This is a genomic window from Pseudomonas sp. LJDD11, from assembly GCF_024584215.1.
Lineage (GTDB): Bacteria > Pseudomonadota > Gammaproteobacteria > Pseudomonadales > Pseudomonadaceae > Aquipseudomonas.
In genome coordinates this window covers 63,665-71,620 of record NZ_JANJFL010000031.1, presented here as the reverse complement: position 1 = coordinate 71,620, position 7,956 = coordinate 63,665, and the positions used below count along the sequence as shown (strand labels likewise).

General features: G+C 61.6%; 8 protein-coding genes. 3 read left to right on the top strand and 5 right to left on the bottom strand.

The annotated features are described in order from the left end of the window. A partial coding sequence (locus tag NRB16_RS25715) for a transposase (protein WP_257107276.1) occupies positions 1–306 on the top strand: 306 nt, incomplete at its 5' end. A gap of 45 nt (positions 307–351) precedes the next feature. On the opposite strand, the gene NRB16_RS25710 is transcribed toward NRB16_RS25715, so the two are convergent. Continuing rightward, on the bottom strand, positions 352–930 hold the full coding sequence (locus NRB16_RS25710) for a hypothetical protein (RefSeq protein ID WP_257107275.1): 579 nt from the start codon (positions 928–930) through the stop codon (positions 352–354). 420 nt (positions 931–1,350) lie between these two features. On the opposite strand from NRB16_RS25710, the gene NRB16_RS25705 reads away from it, so the two are divergent. Beyond that, entirely contained in the window at positions 1,351–2,211 is an 861-nt protein-coding gene (locus NRB16_RS25705) for a LysR family transcriptional regulator (protein WP_045484653.1), read from the top strand. Here NRB16_RS25705 and NRB16_RS25700 read toward each other — a convergent pair whose 3' ends face one another. Together NRB16_RS25700 and NRB16_RS25695 are read right to left on the bottom strand one after the other, a co-directional pair. Beyond that, on the bottom strand, positions 2,212–2,760 hold the full coding sequence (locus tag NRB16_RS25700) for a GNAT family N-acetyltransferase (protein ID WP_045484651.1): 549 nt from the start codon (positions 2,758–2,760) through the stop codon (positions 2,212–2,214). 70 nt (positions 2,761–2,830) lie between these two features. Beyond that, positions 2,831–4,171 (bottom strand): PLP-dependent aminotransferase family protein, encoded by a 1,341-nt coding sequence (locus NRB16_RS25695; RefSeq protein WP_045484649.1) that lies wholly within the window; start codon positions 4,169–4,171, stop codon positions 2,831–2,833. Between the two features lie 131 nt (positions 4,172–4,302). Here NRB16_RS25695 and NRB16_RS25690 point away from each other — a divergent pair, with 131 nt between their 5' ends. Next, complete coding sequence (locus tag NRB16_RS25690; protein WP_257107274.1) at positions 4,303–5,490, top strand: MFS transporter; 1,188 nt, start codon at positions 4,303–4,305, stop codon at positions 5,488–5,490. Between the two features lie 300 nt (positions 5,491–5,790). Here NRB16_RS25690 and NRB16_RS25685 read toward each other — a convergent pair whose 3' ends face one another. Together NRB16_RS25685 and NRB16_RS25680 are read right to left on the bottom strand one after the other, a co-directional pair. Further along, the gene (locus NRB16_RS25685) at positions 5,791–7,152 is read right to left on the bottom strand and encodes a sensor histidine kinase (RefSeq protein WP_045484644.1); all 1,362 of its coding nucleotides are present in this window, start codon (positions 7,150–7,152) and stop codon (positions 5,791–5,793) included. Next, complete coding sequence (locus NRB16_RS25680) at positions 7,149–7,814, bottom strand: response regulator (protein WP_257107273.1); 666 nt, start codon at positions 7,812–7,814, stop codon at positions 7,149–7,151. Before NRB16_RS25680 ends, NRB16_RS25685 begins: the two co-directional genes overlap by 4 nt. Positions 7,815–7,956: the final 142 nt, after the last annotated feature.

Here is a 7,956-nt window from a genome sequence, read left to right as displayed (position 1 = left end):
TTCGAGTTCCGCCGCCAACTGGACTACAAGCTGGCGTGGCGCGGCGGCTGGCTGATTGCCGTGCCGCCGCAAAATACCAGCCGCACGTGCCCGTGTTGCGGCCATGTGTCGGCGGCCAACCGCCAGACGCAGGCGCTGTTCAGGTGCGTGGGATGTGGTTTTGAAGGCAACGCCGATGTGGTCGGGGCGATCAATGTACTAAGGGCGGGACACGCCCGGTTAGCCTGTGAAGTGAGCGCAGAGGTCATGGCGCCAGCAGCAGGAACCCACCGAAGCGACTCGGGGGCGGCTCGATGCCGCGCCTGAGCGCCGTAGGAATCTCCGGCCTTCAGGCCGGGGAGGATGTCAACCTCAGGTGCGCGGAATCAACTCCTGCCCGCTGCCAAACACCGGGTAAACCACTTCGTCGCTGTCCAGGTCGCGGATTGTGCTCTTGATATGGATGCGCATCGATTCGCGTCCGGGAGCGCCGACAATGCGGGTGCTGTTCTGGAAGTCGACGATGTAGCGTTTGCCGGCTTTGAACTCCACGTCCCGGGCTTCCAGGTTGCACTGGGCGCCGCCGGTGCCCAGTGCATTCATGGATGTCCAGCACCAGCGCAGCGAGTGCTTGCCCGGTGTGAGTTTGAGTGCCTGTTTGCCGGAGACGTCGAGAATCGAGGCGCGGCCGGCGCCTTCGAGTAGCTGATCGTCGACGTGGGTAGCCAGCAGCAGGCGGTGGAAGGGGATGCCCAGGTCGCGGTAGCGAACCGTGGCGAAGTACACCACCGGGGCATCCGGTGCGTTATTGGACAGGTCGTAAGGCGTCATCTGCTCTGGCGCCCAGTCACCCTGGTAATCCTTGTAGTGATAGCCGGAGCAGCCGCCGAGCACGGCGGTGAGCATCATGGCGGCAGTGACTTTGAACGGTAGGGTCGAGAGCAGGCGCATCGTTCTTCCTTGGGGCCCGATAGACCCGAAAAACGCCTTTTTGTTCGCCCATAAAAAAGGCTCTCCTGATCAGAGGAGAGCCTGAAGGGGTGCCCTGCGAGGCACATTTGGAGCATCCATCCCTAGATGGAGGAAAGCGGTTGGCTTGAGGGCACCTCTAAAAACTACCTGCGTGGCCATCGCGTTGTTGAAATCAAGCTAAAAATGCTCATTTACAATATGTAAACTCCGCTTTTTAGCCTGATTCCGCCTAGCGCTGCCTGCCTCGCCTACGTTTTTAGAGGCACCCTTCACCAGCAGTGTGCTACGTCCGTTTGCATTCATCCAATCAATAATAATGAGCTATCAATCAACTTCTGTTGATATTAATGGCGCCATTGGCCTGTCAGAATGCGTCTTTCGTCAGCTCAGTGGTTGCATATGGATATCGACCTGACCCGCACTTTTCTGGCCATCGCTCGGCACGGCAGTTTTGTCGCTGCCGCCGAGCGTTTGCACATCACCCAGACGGCCATCACCGCACGGGTGCAGAAGCTCGAAAGCCATCTCAATTGCACGCTGTTCATCCGCAACCGCGCCGGTGCACGGCTGACGGCCGATGGTGAGGCGTTTGTGGTGTATGCCAATCAGGTGGTGCAGACCTGGGAAGCGGCGCAGCGCAATCTGCCGTTGCCCGAAGGCTTCAATCAGGTGCTGCGCATCGGCGGCGAGGTCAGCCTGTGCAACCCGCTGATGCTGCGCTGGGTCGGGCTGATTCGCCAGCACATTGGTGACCACGCGGTGCATGCCCAGGTGCATGATGCGGCCTACCTGCTGCGGCAGCTGGAAATCGGCGTGCTGGATGCGGCGCTGGTCTATCAGCCGCATTACTGGCCGGGCTTGCAGGTCGAACAACTACTGGAAGAGAAGCTGATTCTGGTGGCAGCGAATAACCCAGAGCCTTATGTGTATATCGACTGGGGCGAGGCGTTTCGGCAGCAACACGACACTGCCTTGCCCGACAAGGCCCGCGCGGCGGTGTCGTTCAACCTCGGGCCGCTGGCCTTGCAGTACCTGCTGGAACACGGCGGCTCGGGTTATTTCCGTACCCGGGTGGTGCAGAGTTATCTCGACAAGGGCGTGCTGCACCGGGTGCCTCGCGCACCGGAGTTCAGTTACCCGACCTGGCTGGTGTATTCGCGCGAGCGCGATTCGGCGCCGTTGCAGCAAGCCTTTGGCCTGCTGCGTGAGCTGGTGCGCAATGACCCGGACTGGTCGCAGCGTTGGGACCCGATACTTTGATCAGACGCCTTGGTTGGCCTGCCACTGTTCGCGGCGTAATTCCCAGATCTGCTTGTCCATCTCGCCACACACGAAGCGGCCTTTCTGCACCTCCACCAGGCGCATGCCTTCGCGCTCGGAAATCCGCCGCGAGGCCTGGTTGTCCAGCGCCTTGGGCACCTGCATCAGCGGCCGCTCGAGGGTCTCGAACCAGTAGCGGTTGATGACCTCACAGGCCTCGCTCATATAGCCCAGACCTTGCCACGCCGGCGCCAGCCAGAAGCCACGGTTGTTGCCCGGTGTGTCATACAGGGAAATGCTGCCGATGCTTTGCCCGGAGGCTTTAAGACGCACCATCCAGTGCCACTCGGTGCCCTTGGCGATGGCCGGTAGCGAACGCTCGCGTACATGAGTCAGCGCGCCGTCGGCAGGGTAGGGCCAGGGCACCAGATGAGCGAGATAGCGCACCACTTCCCAGTGCGGGAACAACTGCTGGATATCCGCGGCATCCTCAAGCTGCAACGGCGTGAGGATCAGGCGCTCGGTGGTGAAGGTCGGGATACAGTCCATGTCGAGTGCGTTCCAGTGTTGATGTGTTGATAAGACAGACGAGCAAGGCAAGCGGTGATTCAGGACCGTCTCAGACCCTGAAATGTGCGCTCAGCCCGGCACTGAAATGCGTGCAGTTAATCCGCAGCATGGCCCGGTAATCGCGGCTGACGGCAAACGCCGAGCCGGGCATCAGCACGATATTGTGGCGGGCCAGCCGGTCGATGAAGGGCTGTTGATCGGCAATGTCAGGGTGCTGCGCCCAGACAAACATGCCGCTCTCTGGGGTTATCTCGAACTGCCAGCCGAGTTTGCTCAGGGTGCGCTGGGTCTTGTTCTGCTGTTCGATGAGTTTCTGGCGGATCTGCTTCATGTGCCCGGCGTAGGTGCCGTCGGCAAGGATGGTGTTGACGAAGCGCTCGCAGAATGCCGGTACGGCCACGCAGGTCAGCATCTTCAGGCGGGTCAGCGGCTCGACCAGCGCGGGCGGGCAGGCGATGTAGCCGACCCTGAGCGAGGCTGACAGGCACTTGGAAAAGCTGCCGATGTAGATCACCCGCTGTAGGTTGTCCAGCTCGGCGAAGGTCTGCCGGGGGGTGGGGCTGAAGTCGCCATAGACGTCGTCCTCGACGATATGAAAATCGTGCTTGATCGCCAGGCGCAGCACATTGAAGGCGTTGTTCGGGGTGATGTTGCCGCCGGTGGGGTTATGGAAGGTGCTGTTGCAAAAAAAGGCCCTGACCGGCTGCCGTGCCAGGTGACTTTCCATCTCGGTGATGTCCGGGCCCTGTGGCGTGCGGCGAATGCCGAGCACCTCGGCACCGGCCAGCTGGAGCAGGCGAATCAGGTTGCCATTGCAGGGCTCGTCGACGAACACCGCATCGCCTGGCTTGATCAATAGCCGGGCCACCAGATCCAGCGCGTGGGTCGCGCCCAGGGTGGTGAGGATCTGGCCAGGGCGCGGATCGATGCGGGTCAGGCGTTTTATGTGCACACACAGTTGCTGACGCAGTGCCGGGTGGCCGCAAATGTCGCCGTACTCAACCAGCGAGCTTTGCTCCAGCCGCGCGGTGCGGCGTATGGCCTTGGTCAGCAGCTCGGTGTCTTTCCAGGCCGAGGGCAGCCAGCCACACCCAAGCTTGGTGAGGTGCGGACCTCCCTGTAGCAGGTTGAACAGCGGATCGCCGGCCATGCTCTCAGGTTCTGCTTGCGGTGGCCGGGCATGCACGCTGGGCGCGACGAAATAGCCACGGCCCGGTTGCGCGATCAGCCAGCCTTCGCTGACCAGTTGAGTACAGGCTGAAACGGCCTGGTGATAACTGGCCGCCCGCTCGGCCACGAACTTGCGGATCGACGGCAGGCGTTGCCCGGCGGTCCATTCACCGGCCTCCAGGCGTCGTTTCAGTGCGGCATGGAAAAGATTTACGGTCACGGCCTGCCCTGGCGAACTGTTAGAAAAATTAGCCTAACAGTTCGTTACAAAGCGTGTCGACTGTGCGCGTATGTCGGTTTGGCAGGGTGCACTATCGCAGTCTGGCCCCACCCGAACCGACGAGCCAAACAATGAGCCGATTGCCCCGCACAACCTGGCTGTACTTCACCGCCCAATCGATCAACCTCACCGCCGCAGTGATGTCGGTGACCATGGCTGCCACAGTGGGCGCCGCGCTGGCGCCGACCCCGGCACTGTCCACCGTACCCTACGGTTTTCAGTTTCTGCTGCTGATGCTCGCCACCTACCCGGCTTCATGGCTGATGAGCCGGTTGGGGCGCAAGCGGTCGTTTCTGTTGGGGTGTGTGCCGTTGGCACTGGCCGGTATCAGCGGCTATCTGGCGGTGGTGCAGCAGAGCTTTGGGTTGTTGATCACCAGCCACGCGGCGCTGGGTATCTATGTGGCCTTTGCCAACTTCAACCGCTTCGCGGCCACTGACAACCTGGAACCCGGCCTCAAACCCAAGGCCATTTCGCTGGTGGTGGCCGGTGGTATAATCGCCGCCGTGGTTGGGCCGACCCTCACGCAAGTACTGCGCGAAGCCGGTGCCTATCAGGCGTTTTCCCTGTGCTATGCCGCGTTCATCGGTCTTGCGATATTCGCTGCGCTGGTGACCCTGTGCCTGCCGGAGACTCCCGCGCCCGTGGCCAAGCCATCCCTGGCACGGGCCAGCCTGTTATCGCTGCCCAGCGCACCGATCATGCTGGCCATGGCGGTGGCTGCGCTGAGTTATTTCATCATGAACCTGCTGATGATCCAGGCCTCGCTGCACATGCAGCACATGCACGAAGACTTCACCGCCATGCGCCTGGCCATCCAGTGGCATGTGATCGCCATGTTCGCCCCGTCGTTCTTCACCGGCGTGCTCATCGAGCGGCTGGGGCTGCGCACCACCTTGTGCCTGGGGTTGCTGATGCTGGCCGGCTGCGCGCTGCTCAATATGATTGCCCATGGATACTGGGCGATGAGCAGTGCGCTGATCATCCTCGGCCTTGGCTGGAACCTGACTTACGTCGGTGGCGGGGCGCTATTGGCCCAACTGCTTGAGGGACATGGACAGACATTCAAGGTGCAGGGCCAAAACGATCTGTTGATCGCCATCTTTGCCACGGCAGGTGCCTTCGCGCCAGCGCTGTTGCTGAGCAGCCTGGGCTGGCAGGGCAGTAACCTGCTGTGCGTGGTATTGGCGTTGGTGTTGCTGGTCGCAATAGTGAAGGTGCTGAAGGGGCGGGGAGTGTCACCTGCTTCCATGGCGTGATCGGCTGACCATCTGGCGGCTGGCTTTTGAGTCCGCAGCACGTTGCGTATACGTTACATCGCATCTGTGTTGTCACGTATTCACGACATGGACCACGGAATCATCGCCTCAGATAAAAAATTATCGAACCTTGCTCGGTCCCGGTGGGAGTTGGCTTTGCCAACGAATGCATCGGCACATCCACAACGAAAGCGATGGTCTTGCACAAAACCATAGAGCCCTACAGGACCGCGCATACCTTAACTGATCGGCATTACGAGTAGGCTCGAGCCGCGAAGTGCTTCGCGGATAAATCCGCTCCTACGAGCCCCCGACCGGAATCAGCACTTCCACGCAAAACCCGCCCTGTGGCCGGTTGGCAAAGTTCAGGGTCAACCCCAGGCGGCGGCAGATCATCTCGACGATCGCCAGCCCCAGCCCGGCACCTTCGGGGTTGTGGGCGCTGTAAAAGCGGTCGCACAAGCGCTGCAGTGCTTCTTCACTCACCCCCGGGCCTTGATCGAGCACCTGCATGCGCATCTGGCTGGCGCTGTTACGGCTCAGGTGCACGCGCACTTCGCTGCCGGCCGGGGAGAAGGTCAGGGCGTTGCTGATCAGGTTTTGCAGCATGATGCTCAGTGAGGCCGGCTCGCTGTTCAGTTGGCAATCGTCTGTACTGTCGAGCACCAGTTCAACGTCTTTGCGCAACGCCAGCGGGGTGAGTTCGGCGAGTTCTTCGCGCATCAGTTCGGTGAGGTTCAGTGCTCGGTTTTCCTGAATACCCGGCTCCAGACGGGCCATGGTCAGCAACTGGCTGGCGATACGGGTCATGCGGCCAACGCCCTGTTGCAGAAAGGCCAGGGCTTCGGCGCGTTCTTGCGGGTCACTGGCCTGCTGTGCGTTACGTACGTGGATGTCGAGGATCGCCAGCGGCGTGCGCAGTTCGTGGGCGGCATCGGCGATGAAGCGTCGCTCGCGATCGAGCATGGCGCGCAATTGCTCAAGCAGGTGGTCGAGTGCCGAGCGCATCGGCTCCAGCTCCGGCGGTTGCGGTTCGTCAGGCAGCGGGTCGAGGCTGCTGTGCGGGCGGTTGCGCAACTGCCGGGCCAGGCGTTGCAACGGGCGCAGCCCCCAGCCCAGCAGTGCCCAGATCAGCAGGGTCAGCACCGGCAGGCCAAGCAGCATCGGCAGCAAGGTGTGGTGGACGATTTTCTGGATCAGGTCCTGACGCAAGTCATCGCGCTCCCCGACCCAGATGCGGATACCCAGGGTCTTGTCTTCCAGCAGTACGCCACACCAGTCCTGGCCCTGATACATCAGGTCATGCAGGCCGGGCGCCGGTACGTCTTCGATGACCGGGGCGGTTTCGGAGCGCACCAGCAGCGATTGATCAGCGGCCCAGATCTGGAAGGCCAGATTCATCTCGTAAGGGTGGGACAGAATGCCCTGGCCTGAGCGGTTCAGCGCCGTCTCCAGCGCCTCTTGCAAGGCTGGCCAGTCACGCTGGGGCGGCGCTTGCTGCAGTACGCCTTGCAGCAACCGTGCGGCCTGCACCAGTTGTGCGTCATAAACGTTTTCGATTTCCCGGTGGCTGTCGCGCACAGCCAGCCAGGCGAGAGTCAGGCTGCCGACAATCATCAACAACAGGGTTGGGGCCAGAATGCGCGTGCGGATGGAAATCACGGCTGGCGCTCCACCAGATAGCCGACGCCACGCACGGTACGAATCAGCCCCGTGTAGAGCTTCTTGCGCAGGTTATGGATCAGCACTTCGAGCGTGTTGCCCGGACCGCTGTCCTGCCAGCCATAGAGCGTACTGCTCAATCGCTCGCGGGTGACCACCACGCCGGGGCGGGCCAGTAACTGATGCAACAGTTGATATTCCATAGGCGTCATCGGCACCGTGTGGCCTTGGTAAAAAACCTGCTGGGTGGCCGGGTCGAGGCTGACGCCTGCGTATTCCAGACGCGGTTGTGCGCGCCCCTGGCTGCGGCGTAGCAGGGCGCGGATACGGGCTTTGAGTTCGTCCAGGTCTACCGGCTTGACCAGATAGTCGTCAGCCCCGGCATCCAGGCCTTGAATCCGGTCGGCAATTGCATCGCGGGCAGTGAGGATCAGCACCGGGACACTGCCTTCGCTTTGCCCGCGAATACTGCGCAGCAAGCTGATGCCATCGAGACGTGGCAGGCCCAGGTCCAGCAACACCAGGTCGAAGCGTTCGCAGTGCAGGGCGTGTTCAGCCTCCACGCCATCGGCCACCCAATCCAGGGTATAGCCTTCGCCACGCAGCGCGACGCGGATGCCCTGCGCGAGTGAGCGATCGTCCTCTACCAGCAATACCCGCATGGTCTGTCCTCCGGTTGCGGCCCGGCCATCATCGCGATTCAAACGCCGTCTGCCAGTCAGCAAATGTTACAGCTCGTTACTCGTTAAGGCTTCATTAAGCTTCGCGCGGCACCGTAGCGGCATCCATCCCAAAAGAGGTGCT

Bases quoted from the DNA above. Each gene is read 5' to 3' on its own strand.
- NRB16_RS25680 (WP_257107273.1), bottom strand. From the start codon at position 7,814: ATGCGGGTATTGCTGGTAGAGGACGATCGCTCACTCGCGCAGGGCATC.
- NRB16_RS25690 (WP_257107274.1), top strand. From the start codon at position 4,303: ATGAGCCGATTGCCCCGCACAACCTGGCTGTACTTCACCGCCCAATCG.
- NRB16_RS25710 (WP_257107275.1), bottom strand. From the start codon at position 930: ATGCGCCTGCTCTCGACCCTACCGTTCAAAGTCACTGCCGCCATGATG.
- NRB16_RS25700 (WP_045484651.1), bottom strand. From the start codon at position 2,760: ATGGACTGTATCCCGACCTTCACCACCGAGCGCCTGATCCTCACGCCG.
- NRB16_RS25705 (WP_045484653.1), top strand. From the start codon at position 1,351: ATGGATATCGACCTGACCCGCACTTTTCTGGCCATCGCTCGGCACGGC.